Here is an 18204-nt window from a genome sequence, read left to right as displayed (position 1 = left end):
TGAGCTGGCCGTTTAGGACTACTAACAGCTAACCGATCGGACCGTACAGCGCGGATCGATCGTCACAGGATGGTCAAAGTGATCTGATACGATCGCGTTCGATCACGGGGAGGTGACCATGTTCGTGCCACCGGCGACCGACCGCCCGGTGTGGAGATCGGCGGACGAGCCGACCCTCCGGGAGCTGTCCGAGCGCGCCCGCGCCACCCTCGGCACACCCTGGCCCACTCCCCTGGCCCGCGACTTCGCCCGCTACTTCCGCGACGGCGACCGTGACACCTACGAGCAGGCGATCTGGGGCCGGCACCGGCGGCTGGCCCGCGCCGTCGTGCTGGCCGCCGCCACCCTCGACCCGGTCTGGCTGGACGAGGTCGCCGACGGCGTCACCCTGTTCTGCGAGCAGAGCACCTGGTGCTGGCCCGCTCACGACGACACGTTCACCCGGCACGGCTCGGTGCTGCCCACCGTCACCGATCCCTACGTCGACCTCGGCGCCGGCGAGGTCGCCGCCGATCTGGCGTGGACCGATCACGTGCTCGGCGCCCCGCTCGACGAGCGCTTCCCGGGGCTGCGCGCCCGCATCCGGCACGAGGTCGACCGGCGGGTGCTGCGGCCGTTCACCGAGCGGCGCGACTGGCACTGGCTCGGTCTCGACGGCCACGTGCACAACTGGAACCCGTGGATCCACAGCAACATCCTGATCGCCACGTCGTTGCTGGTCACCTCGCCCGCCCGGCGCGAGCAGCTGACCGGCCTCGTCGTCGAGGGCATCGGCCGGTACGCCGCGGCCGTGCCCGCGGACGGGGCCATCGACGAGGGCTACCACTACTGGTGGTTCGGTGCGCTGCGTTATCTGGAGACCCTGGAGCGGCTCGGCCGTGACCTCGATCCGGAGCTGATCGCCTTCCCGCACCGCGTCCACCTCGGCGGGCCGTGGTATCTCAATCACGCCGACGGGCCGGCCCGGCCGTCACCGCATCAGCCGTGGCACACCCTGCACCGGCTGGCCCGCCTCGCCGCCACCCGCGACACCTCCGCCACCCCCGAGACCTCGTCTCCCGCCCGTGACGCCTCCGCTGGCCGCGACGCCTCTGCCGCCCGCCACACCTCCGCCGCCCGCGACGCCGAGGCGCACGCGGCCGCGCACCGGCGGCCCGGTGAACCGGTCGCGCACGAGAGTCACGGACTCGGCTACCTGCTCCAGGCCGTCGTCGACCAGGACTGGATCGCCGCCGTGCCGGCCGCCTCGCCGCTGCCCCGCGACGTCTGGTTCCCGTCGACCCAGGTCCTGCTGGCCCGGCCCGCCGCGGGCGGCACCGCCGGGCTGACCCTGGCCGTCAAGGGCGGCCACAACGGGGAGAACCACAACCACAACGACGTCGGCAGCTTCATCGTGGCCCGTGACGGGGTGCCGGTCCTGATCGACCCCGGGCGCCCCACCTACACCGCACAGACCTTCGGGCCCCGGCGGTACGAGATCTGGACCATGCGATCCACCTGGCACAACACGCCGTCGATTCGAGGTGTCGAGCAGGCCGCCGGCCGGTCGTTCGCGGCCCGTGACGTGGTCGCCGACGTCGACGCCGGCTCGCTCACCCTCGACCTGGCCGGCGCCTATCCCCGCGACGACGTGCGCCGCTGGGTTCGTACCGCCCGGCTGGACCGCACCACCGGCACGATCACGATCCGTGACTCCTGGGAGCTGCTGCCGGGAACCGGCCGGACCGTGCTCCACCTGATCGCGGCCGGCGAGGTCACCCTCACCGGCGGCGGCGCCGACATCGGCGGCATCAGCGTGGCCTGGGGCGACCGGCCGTGCACGGTCACCAGCCGCCGGCTCGACGACCCGCTTCTCACCGACGTGTGGGGTGACCGGCTGACCCGTCTCGACATCGACGTCACCACCCTGGGTCCCGTCGGTACCCTCGAATTGACCGTGAAGGAGAGACGGTGAGCAACACAGACAAGCGGGGGCCGTTGCAGGTGGCCCGCCGGGCACGGCTGCTGGAACAGTTGCAGCGCGACGGCGTGCTGCGGGTCTCCGACCTCACCGACGCCCTCGGCGCCTCCACGGTGACGATCCGGCGCGACATCGCCCAGCTCGCCTCCGAAGGCCTGGTCCGCCGGGTGCACGGCGGTGTCGCCCTGCCCACCGGCGACGAACAGCGCGACAGCGACGACCTGTTCAGCGGCAGCATCGGCATGCTCGTGCCGTCGCTCGACTACTACTACCCGCACGTCGCCCGCGGCGCCGAGGAGACCGCCCGCGACCTCGACCTGCGGATCGTGCTGCGCGGCTCGTCGTACCGGACCGAGGACGACCGGCCCCAGCTCGACCGGCTCGTCGACCAGGGCGTCGACGCACTGATCGTGGCACCGCGGCTGGACGCGCCGACCGCCCAGCAGACCATCGAGTGGCTGGCCGGGCTCGGCATCCCGGTCGTCCTGCTGGAACGCACCGCCACCGCCGGCCCGCACCACGCCCACCTCGAGTCGGTCGTCTCCGACCACGCGCAGGGCGCCGGGATGGCCGTCCGTCACCTCGCCGGGCTCGGCCACCGCAAGGTCGGCGTGGTCCTGGCCGCCCTCAGCCCGACCAGTCCGCACATCCACCGCGGCTGGTATGAGGCGGCCGCCGAACTCGGCCTGGACGCCACCGACACCGTCGACGAGCAGGTCCCCGACGCCCGCACACCGGACAGCAAGGACGCCCTCGACAAGACCCTCGACCGGGCGCTGGAGACCGGCACCACGGCGCTGCTCGTGCACGCCGACGCCGAGGCGATCGCCCTGGTCCAGCGGTGCGAGGAACGCCAGCTGTCGGTTCCCGGCGACCTGTCGGTGGTCGCCTACGACGACGAGGTGGCCGGACTGTTCAGCCCGGCCCTCACCGCGGTCCGCCCCCCGCGCGGCTCGATCGGCCGGGCCGCGGTCCGCCTCGCCGCCGACCGCCTCGCCGACCCCCAGCGACCCACCCACCGCATCGTGATAAGCCCCTCGCTGCGCATCCGCGACTCCGCCGGCGCACCGCACCGCCCCTGACCCGGACAGGGAGCAGGGCCGGTGCGTGAACGGCTGGGCGGGGTGGATGCCTCAGGATCGGCCCGGGTCAGGTGGCCGTACCCGGTGGGGATTTCAGAAGGGTGACGGCTTCCGGGAGGAAACCGCCGCGGCCGGACCGGAGTGCGCCGGCCGCGAAGCGGATCAGGTCGATGTTGACGCCGGCGCCGCCGGCCGGGTCGTCGGCCTCGAGTTTCAGGTCGACGCTGACCGTGCTGCCGGCCCAGCCCCGGGCCTCGATGTTGATGTGCGCGACCTTGCGCGAGCCGAGCTGTGACAGGTAACCGAGCGGCGCCACCTGCACCCGGTCGTCAGCGCCGAGGGCGTTCAGCTTGGAGCGTTTCTTGGTTTCCGGGCGCTCGACGAGGTTGCGGAAGTCCTCGGTGCCGCCGAGGTTGACCTGATAGGAGCTGACCAGCGTGAGCCCGCGGTCGGCGAGGAGCCGCAGCAGGGCCGGGTGCAGCGCCGAGGTGCCGAACTGGCTGGCCAGATCGTCGCCGAGCAACGGCAGCCCGGCCGCCTCGAAACGGGCGAGCAGTTCCGGATCTCGGGCGACCGGATCGGCGGTCGAGTTGATGAAGGCGACCCCGGCCCGCAGAGCCGCCTCGGCGTAGGCGCGGGCGATCCCGGGGTGACCGCTGGGCGCCGAGTAGAGCAGCACCTCGGCGTCCTTCACCGCGGCGGCGACGGCGTCGATACCCGTCGCGTCGGTGAGTCCACGCCGGACGGTCACCCCGGCCGGCGGCAACTCCCCGTCGAGGCGGGGGTAGTTGTTGGGCGGGATGAGGATCGCCTCGTGCAGGTCACGGCCCACTTTGGCGTCGGAGACGGCGAACGCGGCGACGAAATCAACGTCGCCGACGCCGATCCCGTCGATCAGCGGGCGGTTCAGGCCGACCCGGCTGCCGGTACGGCGGTAGAGGTTGATGCCCTGGGCCAGGGCCGAGGTGTTGTTGCCCACCCCGGCGACGGCGAGTCTGACGTTGTCGGTCACACCCTCATCCTGCGGGACAGCGACGACTGCCGGACCACCAGTTCCGGCGCGACCAGCACCCCCTGCGCGGGTCGTTTGTCGCCGTCGAGCAGGCGGGACACCATCAGTTCGACGGCCAGCCGGCCGACGTGGTTCTTCGGGGGGCGGATCGCGGTCAGCGCCGGTTCGGCCAGGTGCGCCACCTCGTCGTCGTAGGAGACGATGGCCAGGTCGTCGGGGACGCGGATGCCCTGGTCGGCCGCGTTACGGGCGACGATGATGGCCTGCGGGTCGCTGTGCACGATCAGTCCGGTGAGTCCCTTCCAGCCGGTGTTGACGGCGTCGTCGGCGATGCCCAGGTCGGCGCATGCCCGGTGCCAGCCCTGGAGCAGGTACGTCGAGGTCGGGCTGCTCCCGGACAGGTGCAGGCCGATGCGGCGGTGGCCCTGCTCGTACAGATGGTGGACGGCGATCTCCAGGCCCAGGGCGTGGTCGCTGCGTACCCACTCGATCCGCCGGGGTGTGCTCGTCCACCCGCGGGGCTGGCGTTCGACCAGGATCGTCGGCACCGGCAGCCGGCTGATCCAGGTGAGGGTGCGGTCCGCCTCTCCGTCCTCCAGGCCGGGGGCCAGCAGGAGTCCCTGCACCTGGCCGGCGTCGACGAGCCGGCTGATCTGCCGCCGGTCCTCCTCCGGGTCGTAGCTGGAGCCGCGCAGCTGCACGTTCACCCCGAGGGCGGCGCCGGCGGCGCGGGCACCGGCCACGATGGGCGGCCAGTAGAAGTCCAGTGAGGGCACGACCATCCCGATCGTGAACGCGGTCTTGCGTGCCGGCGACGGCCGGGCCGGTGCCGGCAGGGTCGCGCCGCCGTGCACGCGATGGCACAGGTTGCGGGCGGCCAGGGCGGCGATGTCCCGGCGGATGGTCAACTCGCTGACGCCGAGGTCACGGGCCAGGTCACTGACCCGGACCGCGCCGCAGCGCCGCAACTCGGTGAGCAGCCGCTCGTGTCTCTGCACCTGGAACAGGGCTGTTCGATTGGTTGCGTTTGCGACCGAGCGGGATCGCACCATGGCTTCACCGTTTCCGACCGTTTACGAAGACGTTACGCACATTCTTACGCATCGATCGGGGCTTACGGATGAGACTTCTCGCCGCCGCGGCGGCCTTCCTGCTGATCCTGGTGCTTCCCGCACCGGCGCAGGCCGCACCGGTCACGATCACCAACGGGGTGCAGTTCACCGACACGTCCGGGGCCGGTGTGCACGCGCACGGTGGCGGGGTGCTCAAGGTCGGCTCCTACTGGTACTGGTTCGGCGAGAATCGCAACGCCGACGACACGTTCCGGGCCGTCTCCGTCTACCGCTCGACCGACCTGCGCACGTGGGAGTTCCGCAACAACGTGCTCACCTCGTCGTCGGCGTCCGAACTGGGCAGTGCCAAGATCGAGCGGCCGAAGGTCGTGTACAACGCGTCCACCGGGCGCTACGTGATGTGGATGCACAAGGAGAACGGGGCCGACTACGGCGAGGCCCGTGCGGCGGTGGCCTCCTCGGCGACGGTCGACGGCACGTACACCTATCACGGCAGTTTCCGGCCGTTCGGCACCTACATGTCCCGGGACATCACCCTCTACGAGGACGGTGGCACGGCGTACATGATCTCCGCTGCCGACGAGAACCGCGACCTGATGATCTACCGTCTCACCGCCGACTACCTCCAGGTCTCCGCGGTCGTCGGCAACTTCTGGGACAACGCGACCCGGGAGGCGCCGGCGATGTTCAAGCGCAACGGTGTCTACTTCCTGCTCACCTCGGGCACCTCCGGCTGGAACCCCAACCAGTCGAAGTACGCCACCGCCACCAGCATCAGCGGCCCGTGGTCGGGCTGGACGAACGTCGGCGACTCGACCACCTTCGGCTCGCAGCCGGCCTATGTCCTGCCGATCACCGGTACGTCCGGCACCGGCTACCTCTACATGGGTGACCGCTGGGCCGGCGCCTGGTCCGGCCCGGTCAACGACTCCCGCTACGTCTGGCTGCCGATCAGCTTCCCCAGTTCCACATCGATGTCGCTGAGCTGGTATCCGACGGTCACGGTGGACGCCGCCGCGGGCACGGTCACCGGTAACCCGGCCACCTACCACCGGGTGACCAACCGGGCCGGCGGCAAGGTGATGGACGTGGTCAGCGCCTCGATGGCCGACAGTGCCGAGATCAAGCAGTACACCTGGAACAACGGCGGGAACCAGCGCTTCGAATTCCGCGACGCCGGCAACGGCTACTTCCAGATCGTCGCCCAGCACAGCGGCAAGTGTCTCGACGTGGCGTCCGGTTCGACCGCCGACGGCGCGAACATCATCCAGTACACCTGCGGAACCGGCACCAACCAGCAGTGGCAGTGGGCCGCGATCGGTAGCTATCACCAGCTCAAGGCCCGGCACAGCGGCAAGTGCCTGGACGTCGTGTCGTCCAGCACCGCCGACGGCGCCGACATCCAGCAGTACACCTGCAACTCCGGCAACAACCAGCAGTGGTCCCGCACGGTCTCCTGAACCCCCTAGGATGGCGGCGTGTACGAACTCCAGCGGCTTCGGGACGATCACGCGACGGCGCTGCTGGAGTTCGAGACGGCGAACCGGGAGTTCTTCGCGCGCACCATCGCGGACCGCGGTGACGACTTCTTCGCGCACTTCGGCGACCGGCACGCGGCGCTGCTCGCCGAGCAGGACACCGGGCTCTGCCACTTCCACGTGCTGGTCGACGGCGACGGCGCCGTGGTGGGCCGGTTCAACCTGTTCGACGTCGAGGACGGCTGCGCCGAGCTGGGGTACCGGGTCGCCGAGCGGGTGACCGGGCGCGGGTTCGCCAAACTCGGGGTCCGCCGGGTGATCGAGCTGGCCCGCGACGACTACGGTCTGACCCGGCTGACCGCGGGCGCCGGCCCGACCAACCTGCCCTCCCTGGCGGTGCTCCGCGCCACCGGGTTCGTCGCCGTCGGCGATGCCGATCACGACGGGATCCGGCACGTCCGCGAGCTCACCGAAAAGCCCTGACCGTACGGTATGTGAGGACATACCAGGACGGGGGCGTACGGCATGCGCAAGATCAATGAGCGGCTGATCAGCTGGGCCAGCATCCTCGAGGACGAGACGCTGCACCAGGCCGAGAAGGCGTCACAGCTGCCGTTCATCCATCCGCACATCGCGCTGATGCCGGACGCGCACCTGGGCAAGGGCGCCACGGTCGGCTCGGTGATCCCGACTCTCGGTGCGATCATCCCGGCCGCGGTCGGCGTCGACATCGGCTGCGGGATGGCCGCCGTCCGTACCCAGTACCACCGGGACGACCTGCGCGGCGACCTGAGCCGGCTACGGACGGCGATCGAACGGGCGGTCCCGCTGTCGGCCGGCGCCTACAACACGAAGCTGACCGGCTCGGCCCGGCAGCGCGTGGAGCGGCTGACCACGGAGGCGGAGGCCGCCGGTTTCGACCCCGCGCAGTACGCCCGCAACTGGGCCCTGCAACTCGGCACGCTCGGCAGCGGCAACCACTTCATCGAGGTCTGCCACGACGAGAAGGGCGCGGTCTGGCTGTTCCTGCACTCCGGTTCCCGCGGCGTCGGCAACAAGATCGCCGGCCATCACATCCGGGTCGCGCAGGCCCTCATCGCCGACCGCGGCATCAGCCTGCCCGACCGGGACCTCGCCTATCTCGAGGAGGGCACCGAACAGTTCGACGCCTATCTGCGGGAGCTGCGGTGGGCGCAGAACTTCGCACTGGTCAACCGGGACGAGATGATGGACCGGGTGATCGCGTGTTTCGCCGAGTTCGTCGGTGGCCCCGTCGAGCAGCGCGAACGCGTCCAGTGCCACCACAACTACACCGAGCAGGAGACCCATTTCGGCGAGACGGTGTGGCTGTCGCGCAAGGGTGCCATCAACGCGGCGAAGGGGGTGCCCGGCCTCATCCCCGGATCGATGGGCGACGCGTCGTACGTGGTGACCGGCAAGGGCAACGCGACCGCCCTGAACTCGTCGCCGCACGGCGCCGGGCGTGCCTACTCGCGGACCCGGGCGCGCAAGACGTTCACCCGGGAACAGCTGCGCGCCGCCATGAAGGGCATCGAGTTCCGTGACACCGACGCGTTCCTCGACGAGATCCCGCAGGCGTACAAACCGATCGACGTCGTCATGAAGGACGCCGACGACCTCGTGGAGATCCGTCACACGCTGCGCCAGATCGTCAATGTCAAGGGCGACTGACCGTGTGAGAAATGCCCCGAACCCCTTCGCCCACCGCCCACCCGGCCGAAAGGACTGGTGGAACGGCTGACCGCCGGACGCGAAGGGGGGCATCGGATGGAGGAGCGGTACCGGGGCGTACACACGCGCCGCGCGCTGCACCGACGCCGGATGCCCCGCCGTGCCCGCGTGGCCCTCGTCATGGTCGCGCTGGCCGGTGCCGTCGGTGCGGGCGCCGCCGAGGCCGGCGTCCTGCGCATGGCCGCCCCCGCACCCGTGACCGCGCCGGCCGGTTTCTCGGCGCCCACCGGGCCGGTGGTCAACGAGCCGGTCGCCGAGGCCCTCTACGACGCCGACGGCTACCGCAGGGCGCTGGAGGACCAGATCGGCAACGATCTGTCCGACACCGGTTTCGCCGAGATCGAAGAGGTCGCCGAGCAGGTCTGCGGCTGGGACCGCGAGGAGTTCGCCGGCTGGGTGGCCGTCAACACCGACGACGGCACCCTGGCCGACGTGCACCTGGACGTCGAATACCGCTGCCCGCAGCGGGAGACCGAGATCGCCGAGGCGCTGCGGGTCATCGCCGAGGCCCGCAGATCCTGCACGATGCCGAAGACCGACGACCCGGAGATCCGCGAGATGATCGCCGGGAAGCCGGCCCAGGCCGCCCTGACGTGTGTCTTCCTGACGAAGCCGATCACCACCGGCTGAACCCGTCCGGGTCCGGGCACCGGCGACGGCGGTACGGTCGGCGTCGTGGAGGAGCCGATGCGGGGCGGGTTCGTGGCGGGGGCGGTCCGGCTGGGTTCGACGGTGCGGAAGCGACCGCCACGGGATCCAGGTTTCGTGCACGGCCTGCTGGAGTTCTTCGAGCGGTCCGGCTGGCGTGGGGCACCGCGGTTCCTGGGCGGTGACGAGAGCGGGCGGGATGTGCTCGAGTTCCTGGAGGGCACCGTGCCGTGGGGCGAGGTGCCCGCCTTCGTGCGCGGTGAACCGGGCCTGGCGGCGGTCGGGCGGCTGATGCGCGAGTTCCATGATCTGACCGCCGGGACCGCTCTGGCCGGGGATCAGGAGGTGGTCTGCCACCACGACCTGTCGCCGAAGAACACCGTCTACCGGGGTGCGGTCCCGGTCGCGTTCATCGACTGGGACGACGCGGCACCGGGCCGGCGGGTGCAGGACGTGGCCCATGCGTGCTGGCAGTTCGTCGGGCTGGGCCCGGCGACGTCCGATCCGGCCCGGGCAGGACGGCTGATCGGCGTGATCGCCGACGGATACGACCTGGCCGCCGCCGACCGTGACGAACTGGTCGCGACGATCCTGTGGTGGCAGGAAGCCACCTGGCGTGGCATCCTCGCGGCCGCCGGGGCGGGTGACCCGGCGATGATCCGGCTGCGCGACGACGGGATCGCCGAGCAGGTCCGGGCCGCGCACGAGTGGACGTCGCAGCACCGGGCGGCGCTGGAGCCGGGGTAGCCGAAAGGCGTCTCGGGATCGGCGGGGCGGGCTGACCATGGATGTATGGCAGAGACACACGTACCGGAAGCCCCGAAGAAGATCCACGGGGACAAGCTGGCCGAGGCGTTCCGTGATCAGCCCGATGTGAGCCGGATGCCCCGGCACCCGGCCGGCCGGAAGGAGAAGGCGCAGGCCGTACCGCCGGCGAAGGAGTAGCCCGTCACCGGCCCGGTCCGGAACCGGTCCGGGCCCGCGCGTCCTCCGCCGCGTAGTCGAACCAGCCCTCGGGGTCGTCCGGACGGTTGCGCAGCAGGGGTTCGACCTCGTCGGTGACGGTCGCCGCGAAGTCACCGGCCGGCCGGTAGCCGAGGCTGCCGGCCGCGGTCATGTCCAGCACGATCGGTGGGATCCGGTGCCACGGGTGCCGGCCGGCCTCGTCGTCGTCGGGCACCGCGATCTCCTCCCAGCGATGCCCGGCCAGACCGGCGATCACCCGGGAGATCGTCAGGCCGTCCGGGGCGTCCGGGTCGGCGGCGTTCAGGATCCGCCGCCCGGGACGGTCGGCCACGCAGGCGACCAGCGCGGCGATGTTCACCGCCGCCGATGTGTGGTCGACGCCCCGGCCACCCCCGGCGAGCAGCACGTACGGCCGGCGGTCCAGGGCACGCTTGAGGAACCACCAGGTGCGCGGCGGGTTCGCGCCGGCCCCGTGCACCTTCGACGGGCGCAGCACGGTGACCGGCGCCCCGCTGTCCAGCAGCACCTGCTCGGCGGCCACCTTGTTCGGGCCGTAGCCCTCCGCCGAGTCGTAGTCCATGTCCCCCGGCGGCAGGGTCGGCTGCTCCTCGGTGACCGGGCCGTCGAAGCGGGGCGGCTCCGGTGAGTTGACGTGGTTACCGTCGGCGTCCACGTAGACGGCCTTGCTGGAGATCATCACCGCGGAGCCGGCGTCGCGCATCAGCGGCAGCACCTGACGGGCGTGGGCGGCGGTGTAGCAGGCGCAGTCGACGACCAGGTCGTACGCCCCGGTGGGCAGGGTGTCGTGGTCGGCCAGGAGCAGGCGGGCGCCGGACGGGACCGGACGGGGACGGCGGCCGGTGGCGGTGACCTGCCAGCCCGCCCCGAGCAGGTGGCGGGCGACGGCACCGCCGATCATGCCGGTACCGCCGATGATCAGAGCATGTCGCATCGGACACATTCAAGCAGGCCCGTGCCGCACACTCCGGGCCGATCGGCATCCCGGCGGCATCGGGCGCCGTGTCCGACGCCGATCATGGGTTAGCGTCGGAGCGTGGTTCGTGGGGCCGTGTTCTTCGACGTGGACGGAACCCTGGTGCCCGGCACCAGTAGCGGGCAGCACCTGGCCGGGCTGCTCGGGCATGCCGCGGTCGTCCGGGAGGCGGAGGCGGCCTACGCCGCGGGAACGCTGACGAACCGGGAGGTGTCCGTGCTCGACGCCGCCACTGCTCACGGCCTGGCTGCACCCGCGGCCGCGGCGATGCTGACAACCGCCGCGGCCGCGCCGGTCGACCCGTCACGGCGGCTCGCCGGTCGGCCGGTCACGGCGGGCCCGCCGGTCGTGGCGGGCGGGACCGCCGCGGCCGGGCCGGTCAGCCGGTGACGACGGGCTCGCGGGTGGTGGCGAGCAGGACCGTCGAGGCGGCCGCGAATGCCGCGGCACCGGCGAAGATCAGGGACGGGTGGCCGTACCCGATCAGGGAACCGAAGACGACACCCGCGGTGACCGGGACGCAGGCCTCGGCGATCGCGCTGACGCCCGTCAGGGCGCCCTGGACCGTGCCCTGTTCACCGGCGCCGATGCTGCGGGAGATCCAGGACTGGGCGGCGGGCGCGCCGAACGAGCCGGCCACGGCGACCGCCTGGCTGGTGTAGAGCATCCACGGGGCCGTCGCGAACGCGACGCCGGCCAGCGACACCACGCCGATGAGGCTGCCGATCACCGCGGCGCGTCGGTCGCCGAGGACGCGGACGATGCCGCCGACCGCCTGCCACTGGAAGACCGCGCCGGCCAGTGCGCCGGTGGCCATGACGATGCCGATGTGGGCGGTGCTCCAGGCGAACTGGACGGTCAGGAAGAACGTCCACACCGACTGGTAGATCATGCGGGCGATGTCGGCGCACAGGCGGGCGCAGGTGAGCCGGCCCAGCACCGGGCGGCGCAGCACGACCGTGACGGCGCCGAACGGGTCCGCGGTGCGGAGGGTGAGCGGGGTGACACCGTCGCCGGGGCGGGATTCCGGCAGGACCAGCCAGCCGTAGGCGGCGTTGGCGAAACAGAGCAGGCCGGCGGCGAGGAACGGCAGGCGTACGTCGACCGCACCGAGCAGGCCGCCGAGGACGGGCCCGGCGACGAAGCCGAGACCGAACGCGGCGCCGATCATCCCGTACGCGCGGGCTCGCCCGGACGGCTCGGTGACGTCGGCGACATAGGCGTTGACCACGGTGTTCGTTCCCGCACACGCGCCGGCGAGCGCGTGGAACGCCAGGAGCGCCCACGGGCCGGACGCCGACGCGTGGGCGAGCCAGTCGACACCGAGGCAGATCAGCGAGGCGAGCAGGACGGGCCGCCGGCCGTACCGGTCGGAGATCCGGCCGAGCAGCGGCGACACCACGAACTGGAGTACGCCGTAGGTGGAACCGAGCACCCCGGACCACAGGACCGCGGTGGCCGGATCGGCGGTGACCGCGGTCATCAGCGCGGGCATGATCGGCACGAGCAGGCCGAGCCCGAGCATGTCGAGGAAGACGGTGACGAGCAGGAATCTCAACGTCGGCTCCGTGAGTCGAGGTGGGCGAAAGCCCCCCTCGCAGGCACGGAGGATCAGATTATCGGTGCCGTCAAACGGTTTTCTCGTAGTGCGACGTCACGGCCGGCTGGCCGGTGTAGTTGGGCCCGGCCCGGTCGTCGGCGCCCAGGTAGCGGTAGGGAAGGTCGAGTACCCGCGGGCCGGTGCAGGTGATCCGTTTACGGCGCCCGTCATACTCGACCCCGGCGGCACGCAGCAGCCCGGCCAGGCGCCGGTCCCCGGACCGGATCGATGCCAGGTCCAGGTCGGCGACGAAGGTCCCGCCCGGAGTCAGCCAGGTCAGGATCCTGGCGAGCACACCCAGCTTGTCCCCCACGTAGTGCAGCCCGTGCACGCATGTGATCAGGTCGAACACCCGCCCCGGCGCCCACGTCTCGAGCGGTGCCGCGACCAGGGTCACGCCGGGCGGGGCGGGACGGAACGCCTCGACCAGATCCACCCCGGTCAGGGTCACGCCGCTGGTCTGCCCGGCGGCCTGGATCAGCGCCAGCCCGCTGCCGCAGCACAGATCCAGCCAGGCACTTCCGGCCCTGGTCAGCGGGTCGAACCCGAGAACCTTCGCATAGCTGTTGACCCCGTGCAGTTGCCGTTCCCGGTTCATCGCGTTGTTGGCGACCACCGACGAGGCGTGCAGGGCCGGGTCATCGAGCAGTTCCACCATGTCACCCTGCCAGACATGATCGGATCGGGCCAGAACGATCGGGCGCGGACCGGCCCCCGCGGGCGAGAGTGGAAGCCGAAGGGAGACCTGATGATCTCGGCACTCAACCGGCTCGTCGACCTGGTCGAGGAACGCCTCGGCGAGGAACTGGACCTCGGTTCGGTGGCGAAGGGCCTCGGCACCACCGAATACCACCTGCGCCGGATGTTCTCCTCGCTGGCCGGCATGCCGCTGTCGGAGTACATCCGGCGGCGCCGGATGACGGTGGCCGCCGGCGAGGTGGTCCGCGGTGAGGACGATCTGCTCGGTATCGCGGTCCGCTACGGATACGGCTCGACCGAGGCTTTCGGGCGGGCGTTCCGGGCGGTCCACGGCGCCGGGCCCGGTGAGGTCCGCCGTGACGGAGGTCCCCTTCGGACCCAGCCACACCTCAGGTTCCGCCTGACCGTCGAAGGGAGCACCCCCATGGACACCCGCATCGCCGACCGGCCCGCTTTCCGGCTCATCGGCCACGCCGCGAGGGTTCCGCTGATCCACGTGGGCGTCAACCCGCACATCCAGCGACACATCGCCTCGCTGCCGGCCGCGGCACATCAGCGGCTGAAGGAACTCGGCGACACCGAACCGGCCGGGCTGCTCCAGGTCACCGACGGCGTCGAACCCGACGCCCCGGAGGGCAGCGAACTCACCTACCTGCACGGGGTGGCCGTCACCGGGCGGACGCCGGTGCCGGACGACCTCGACGCCATCGAGGTGCCGGCCGGGAAGTGGGCGGTGTTCCGCGCCGACGGCCCCTTCCCGGACAGCCTCCAGGCGACGTGGGCGGCGACGGCGACCGAATGGTTCCCCTCCAACCCGTGGCGGCTGCGGCCGGGGCCGTCGATCGTGACGATCCTGGAGAGGGCCGACGATTTCAGCACCGCCACCACCGAACTGTGGCTGCCGGTCGAGCCCGCCTGACGGTGTTTGATGGAGTCCATGCGACTCCATCGTGTTGATCTGGGCGAGGTGGATTACGGCACCGCCGTCACGTGGATGGCGCAGTGGGCCGAGGAACGCCGGGCGGGTGCCGCACCGGATCGGCTCTTCCTGCTCAGCCATCCACCGGTCATCACCCACGGCCGGCGGACTCCCCCGGCCGAACTGCCGCGGGACCTGTCGGCGATCCCGGTCGTCGAGGCCGACCGGGGTGGCAACGCCACCTACCACGGCCCCGGTCAACTGGTCGGTTACCTGGTGATGGACCTGCGCGACCGGGGCCCGGTCGACGTGGTCCGGTGGCTGGAGAACGGATTGGTCGACGCGCTGGCCGGACTGGGCTTCGGCACCGAACGCCGGGACACTCCCCCGGGTTCGCCCAGCCTGGTCGGCGTGTGGACGCCGGACGGCCGCAAGCTCGTCTCGATCGGCATGCGCATCCGCGGCGGGGTCACCACTCACGGTTTCGCCCTCAACATCGACCCGGACCTCTCGGTCTTCGACCGGTTCGTGGCGTGCAGCCTCGACGACGTGACGATGACCTCGCTGCGCCGGCTCGCCGACGAACAGGGCATCCGCATGCCGGGCGAAACCGAGGTCCGTGATGCGGTCACCGCCGCCCTGACCGCGGGGTCAACGCCCGCCGCGTAGCTCGGCATGCATGTCCCACGGGGCCTGTGGCAGCACGTGACCGGTCTCCAGCAGCGACTTGAGGTTGGCCATGACCGCGGGCCAGCCGTGCGAGACGGCCTCGGCGTCGGCGTCGGTCGCCAGATTCACGTGGGTGACGGTCAGCCGGACGATCTCCTGATACGGCTCGATCAGGAAGGTGACCGTCGACGCGTCCGGCCCGGCGCCGGAACCCGGCTCGCCGAACGTCATGACCAGCCGGGTCGGCGGATCGACCTCGATGACCACGCCGCCGCCGTCGGCGACACCGGACCCATCGGTCCGGCGGTGCTCCCACGGCGAGCCGGGCCGCCAGTCGGAGACGTTGCTGTGCCCCCAGAACTCACCGGTCAGGTCGGCTGAGGTCAATGCCTCCCAGACCCGCCCGGGGGTGGCGTGGATGTACGTCACATACACGAAATCGGGTTTCACCCTGTGCTCCTCCGCATGGCGCCGGACGTCGTAGAGGACCCGCAGGCGCGGCTCCTCGAACGGTGCCATCCAGCGCATCTGCAACTCGTGGATCGGGACCGGATTGAGGTAGTGCAGCTTCTCCCGCCCGCGCCGGACGGTACTGATCAGATTCGCCTCCTCGAGCACGGCCAGGTGCTGGGTGACGGACTGCCGGGTCATGGCCAGGCTGCCGCAGAGCCGGCCGAGCGTCTGCCCGCTCTCCTCGCGGAGGCTGTCGAGCAGCCGACGGCGGGTCGGATCGGCGAGCGCCCGGAACACCATGTCCATGACCTGCATTATGCAGTCCCGCGACTGCATGTTGTCAAACGGGCGCGCTGGAGACCAAGCCCGGCGGCTGGCGGGCGCGGGCTACCGTGGTCCCGTGATCGATTTCTCCAGCCCGTCGGTTTTCAAGCTCACCCCGGTCGACCCCGGTTCGGTCTATTCGCAGGTCGCGCCGCTGCTGATTCAGGGGGAGCAGCTGATCTACGCGTTCAAGACGACCCGTGACTTCGTGGCGTTCACGAACAAGCGGCTGATCGCGGCGAATGTGCAGGGGATGACCGGGAAGAAGGTCGACTTCACCTCCCTGCCGTACAACAAGATCCAGGCCTTCTCGATCGAGACGGCCGGCAACTTCGACCGGGACGCCGAGCTGGAGCTGTATTTCAGCGGCCTCGGCAAGGTGCGCCTGGAGTTCAAGGCCAGCTCGGACATCCGCGCCCTGGGTCAGCTGATCGCCGGGTTCATCCTCTGACCGACGACGTCGTCCTCGGCCCCGGTTCCCTCGCGGGCACCGGGGTCTTCGCCGCCCGGGGCGGTGCCGGCCGTCTGCTCCGGTGTGGACGCCGATCGGCACGTGACCTTGCCGCTGAAGGTGGTCCGGGGCAACCGGCAGCTGGTCTACCAGCACCGGGGCTGACGGTACCCTCGCGGGATGATCGAGGCAGTCGTGGTGGACGTCGACGACACCCTGTGCATGACCGAGGCGGCGTCGTTCGAGCTGGAGAACGAGGTGCTGGCCGCGATGGGGCGGCCGCCGATGCCGCGGGACCTGCACCTGGCCACGTGGGGCGAGCCGCTGCTGGAGGCGATGCCGCACCGGTCGCCGGGGATCGATCCGGCCGTGTTCGCGCCGCTGTTCCAGACGACGATGGACCGCTATCTGGACGAGGGCCGGCTCGACGTGATCCCGCCGGAGAATCTGGCCGCCCTCGACGAGCTGGTCCTCTCCGGCCGGAGCGTGATGCTGCTGACCTCGCGTGAGGGCCACGAGGTCCGGCACATGCTGGAACCGGATCATGTGCTGGCGACCCGGATCAGCGGCATCTGGCATCGCGGCAACACCCGGCACGGCAAGCCCGATCCGCGGGCCTTCGACGAGTTGCTCGCGCACACCGGGCTGTCACCGGCGCAGTGTGTCTACGTCGGTGACTCGCCCGGTGACGCGGTCGCGGCCGGCGGGGCGGGCCTGCCGTTCATCGCCTGCCTGCAGAGCGGGGTGCGCCGCCCCGGCGACTTCGACAGCCGGTACGTGACCGCCGAGGTCGCCGCCTTTCCCGAGGTGGTGGCCGTGGTGGAGCGACTCAGCCGAACTCCACGCTGATCCGGTGCCCGCTGGACGGCCACGCCGGCACCGGCAGTCGCGTGACTCCGCCGCCACGCTCGCGCGCCACGATCGACACGGTCCCCCGCGGTGCGGACGGGATGAACAGGTCGACCCCGGAGATGAACGTCTGCGCGATGAACTCGGGCAGCGGCGCGGTCAGGTCGCTCACCCCGTCGCTGCCGTCGTCGAACGCGAACACGCCGATCACCCGCCGTTGGTGCGGGGCGGTCGCCGGGTTCAGGATGTCCGTCCCGTTGATCCACAGGTGGTCGCCCTCGCCGCCCCACCACTCCTTCTGCCGCTGGAACGTCAGCGCCGTGTGCCGGTCACTCGTGTCGACCAGTCCACCGAGCCCCTCGCCCGGCCGGCTGGTGAGCAGCCGTACGAACGAGTCCGAGCGGCGGAACGGCTGGAAGTAGAAGTGGTGGGTGGACTGCCCGGCGCGGAGCAGCGCGAACTCGTACCGCTCATGGGGTGCGAGTGGCACCGGCCCGAACCTGCCGTCGGCGCCGACGGCGACCCGGATCGGGCGGCCCCGCCGTCGCCCGGTCCGTTCGCCGACCCGGTGGATCTCCAGCGAGGCTCCGGTCACGCCGGCGTTGCTGGGGAACAGCACGGCCCGGCCGGAGACGTGCGCGACCCGCTCCCGCCGGACCTCGACGGTGCGCGGCTCGTGCCCGCGCAGGAACCGGTGGATCGCCCGGAACGACTCGGCCGACGAGACGGTCTGGGTGTGCGACTGGTCCGGCAGATACACGTTGGACGCGCCCACCACGGTCCGTGCCGGATCGCCCTCGCCCCAGATCGCCAGGGTCGGCACGCCACCGGGCAGTGCCGTGGCGGGCCGGCCGTCCAGGTTGACGTAGTGCGCGACCCGGGCGGCCCGCTCGGGCGAGCTGTTGAGGTAGCCCTGGGTCACGAACGTGCCGAGCGAATGCGCGGCCAGGTCGACCTGATCGGATCCGGTCAGTGCCAGCAGGCGGGTGATCCGTTCGTCGAGGCTCACCCAGACCTGCTGCACGATCGCGGCGATGTTCGGCGAGTCGTACTCGTGTGCCTCGACGATTCCGGCCGGATAGCCGTTGCTCGCCAGGCGCTTGGCCTGCACCCGGAACTGCATCGCGGATCCGGCGCTGCCGTGGATGAAGACGACCGGTCGTGGTGGCCGCCCTCGGCCCGCCATCGCCGGCACACCGGCCCCGGCGGCGAGTGCCACCCCGGCCGGAACCACCATCAGAGTTCGGCGAGTAATCCCCATCGACCCTCCCGATA

20 protein-coding genes are annotated in these 18204 nt (G+C 71.3%); 13 read left to right on the top strand and 7 right to left on the bottom strand.

Features of this window, described 5'->3' with window-relative positions; genetic code table 11:
* Positions 1 to 118: 118 nt before the first annotated feature.
* The gene (locus tag BC793_RS14790) at positions 119 to 1954 is read left to right on the top strand and encodes a heparinase II/III domain-containing protein (protein ID WP_109593098.1); all 1836 of its coding nucleotides are present in this window, start codon (positions 119 to 121) and stop codon (positions 1952 to 1954) included.
* Complete coding sequence (locus tag BC793_RS14785) at positions 1951 to 3042, top strand: substrate-binding domain-containing protein (RefSeq protein WP_109593097.1); 1092 nt, start codon at positions 1951 to 1953, stop codon at positions 3040 to 3042. The genes BC793_RS14790 and BC793_RS14785 overlap by 4 nt, the downstream gene beginning before the upstream one ends.
* Positions 3043 to 3109: 67 nt before the next feature.
* On the opposite strand, the gene BC793_RS14780 is transcribed toward BC793_RS14785, so the two are convergent.
* Positions 3110 to 4054, bottom strand: coding sequence for an inositol-3-phosphate synthase (locus BC793_RS14780; RefSeq protein ID WP_109593096.1), 945 nt, complete (start codon positions 4052 to 4054; stop codon positions 3110 to 3112).
* Positions 4051 to 5052, bottom strand: a complete 1002-nt coding sequence (locus BC793_RS14775; RefSeq protein WP_239170049.1) for a substrate-binding domain-containing protein — start codon at positions 5050 to 5052, stop codon at positions 4051 to 4053. The genes BC793_RS14780 and BC793_RS14775 overlap by 4 nt, the downstream gene beginning before the upstream one ends.
* A 122-nt stretch (positions 5053 to 5174) precedes the next feature.
* Here BC793_RS14775 and BC793_RS14770 point away from each other — a divergent pair, with 122 nt between their 5' ends.
* The 6 genes from BC793_RS14770 to BC793_RS49575 all read left to right on the top strand — a co-directional run bounded on the left by BC793_RS14770 (position 5175) and on the right by BC793_RS49575 (position 9950).
* The gene (locus tag BC793_RS14770) at positions 5175 to 6587 is read left to right on the top strand and encodes an RICIN domain-containing protein (protein ID WP_109593094.1); all 1413 of its coding nucleotides are present in this window, start codon (positions 5175 to 5177) and stop codon (positions 6585 to 6587) included.
* Between the two features lie 18 nt (positions 6588 to 6605).
* Positions 6606 to 7088, top strand: a complete 483-nt coding sequence (locus BC793_RS14765; protein ID WP_109593093.1) for a GNAT family N-acetyltransferase — start codon at positions 6606 to 6608, stop codon at positions 7086 to 7088.
* 42 nt (positions 7089 to 7130) lie between these two features.
* A complete protein-coding gene (locus BC793_RS14760; protein ID WP_109593092.1) occupies positions 7131 to 8297 on the top strand; it encodes an RtcB family protein in 1167 nt (388 codons plus the stop codon).
* A 96-nt stretch (positions 8298 to 8393) separates the two neighbouring features.
* Positions 8394 to 8987 (top strand): hypothetical protein, encoded by a 594-nt coding sequence (locus BC793_RS14755; RefSeq protein ID WP_146246283.1) that lies wholly within the window; start codon positions 8394 to 8396, stop codon positions 8985 to 8987.
* Positions 8988 to 9032: 45 nt separating this feature from the next.
* Positions 9033 to 9752, top strand: a complete 720-nt coding sequence (locus tag BC793_RS14750; protein ID WP_203896221.1) for a phosphotransferase — start codon at positions 9033 to 9035, stop codon at positions 9750 to 9752.
* Positions 9753 to 9797: 45 nt separating this feature from the next.
* Complete coding sequence (locus tag BC793_RS49575; RefSeq protein ID WP_158319255.1) at positions 9798 to 9950, top strand: hypothetical protein; 153 nt, start codon at positions 9798 to 9800, stop codon at positions 9948 to 9950.
* Positions 9951 to 9954: 4 nt separating this feature from the next.
* Here BC793_RS49575 and BC793_RS14745 read toward each other — a convergent pair whose 3' ends face one another.
* Entirely contained in the window at positions 9955 to 10923 is a 969-nt protein-coding gene (locus BC793_RS14745; protein WP_203896222.1) for an NAD-dependent epimerase/dehydratase family protein, read from the bottom strand.
* Positions 10924 to 11025: 102 nt separating this feature from the next.
* Between BC793_RS14745 and BC793_RS50580 the strand changes: the two genes are divergently transcribed.
* Entirely contained in the window at positions 11026 to 11355 is a 330-nt protein-coding gene (locus BC793_RS50580; RefSeq protein ID WP_203896223.1) for a hypothetical protein, read from the top strand.
* Here BC793_RS50580 and BC793_RS14735 read toward each other — a convergent pair.
* Both BC793_RS14735 and BC793_RS14730 read right to left on the bottom strand, forming a co-directional pair.
* On the bottom strand, positions 11345 to 12523 hold the full coding sequence (locus BC793_RS14735; RefSeq protein ID WP_109593090.1) for an MFS transporter: 1179 nt from the start codon (positions 12521 to 12523) through the stop codon (positions 11345 to 11347). The genes BC793_RS50580 and BC793_RS14735 overlap by 11 nt on opposite strands.
* 70 nt (positions 12524 to 12593) lie before the next feature.
* Positions 12594 to 13220 (bottom strand): class I SAM-dependent methyltransferase, encoded by a 627-nt coding sequence (locus tag BC793_RS14730; protein WP_239170050.1) that lies wholly within the window; start codon positions 13218 to 13220, stop codon positions 12594 to 12596.
* Positions 13221 to 13313: 93 nt separating this feature from the next.
* Here BC793_RS14730 and BC793_RS14725 point away from each other — a divergent pair, with 93 nt between their 5' ends.
* Positions 13314 to 14183 carry an AraC family transcriptional regulator gene (locus BC793_RS14725; protein ID WP_109593469.1) on the top strand — a complete coding sequence of 290 codons (870 nt, stop codon included), beginning with the start codon at positions 13314 to 13316 and terminating at the stop codon, positions 14181 to 14183.
* An 18-nt stretch (positions 14184 to 14201) separates the two neighbouring features.
* Complete coding sequence (lipB, locus tag BC793_RS14720; RefSeq protein ID WP_203896224.1) at positions 14202 to 14852, top strand: lipoyl(octanoyl) transferase LipB; 651 nt, start codon at positions 14202 to 14204, stop codon at positions 14850 to 14852.
* Here the strand turns inward: lipB and BC793_RS14715 are convergent.
* Positions 14835 to 15611 carry an ArsR/SmtB family transcription factor gene (locus BC793_RS14715; protein ID WP_109593468.1) on the bottom strand — a complete coding sequence of 259 codons (777 nt, stop codon included), beginning with the start codon at positions 15609 to 15611 and terminating at the stop codon, positions 14835 to 14837. The genes lipB and BC793_RS14715 overlap by 18 nt on opposite strands.
* A 94-nt stretch (positions 15612 to 15705) precedes the next feature.
* On the opposite strand from BC793_RS14715, the gene BC793_RS14710 reads away from it, so the two are divergent.
* Both BC793_RS14710 and BC793_RS14705 read left to right on the top strand, forming a co-directional pair.
* Positions 15706 to 16080 carry a PH domain-containing protein gene (locus BC793_RS14710; protein WP_109593087.1) on the top strand — a complete coding sequence of 125 codons (375 nt, stop codon included), beginning with the start codon at positions 15706 to 15708 and terminating at the stop codon, positions 16078 to 16080.
* Positions 16081 to 16260: 180 nt separating this feature from the next.
* Positions 16261 to 16929, top strand: coding sequence for an HAD family hydrolase (locus BC793_RS14705; protein WP_109593086.1), 669 nt, complete (start codon positions 16261 to 16263; stop codon positions 16927 to 16929).
* Here the strand turns inward: BC793_RS14705 and BC793_RS14700 are convergent.
* Positions 16910 to 18190, bottom strand: coding sequence for an alpha/beta hydrolase (locus BC793_RS14700; protein ID WP_109593085.1), 1281 nt, complete (start codon positions 18188 to 18190; stop codon positions 16910 to 16912). The two genes, BC793_RS14705 and BC793_RS14700, sit on opposite strands and share 20 nt — an antisense overlap.
* Between the last annotated feature and the right edge of the window lie 14 nt (positions 18191 to 18204).

It is taken from the genome of Actinoplanes xinjiangensis (assembly GCF_003148685.1).
GTDB lineage: Bacteria > Actinomycetota > Actinomycetes > Mycobacteriales > Micromonosporaceae > Actinoplanes > Actinoplanes xinjiangensis.
Note: the sequence above shows the minus strand (reverse complement) of the source record. Positions and strands in the feature narration are given on the sequence as shown.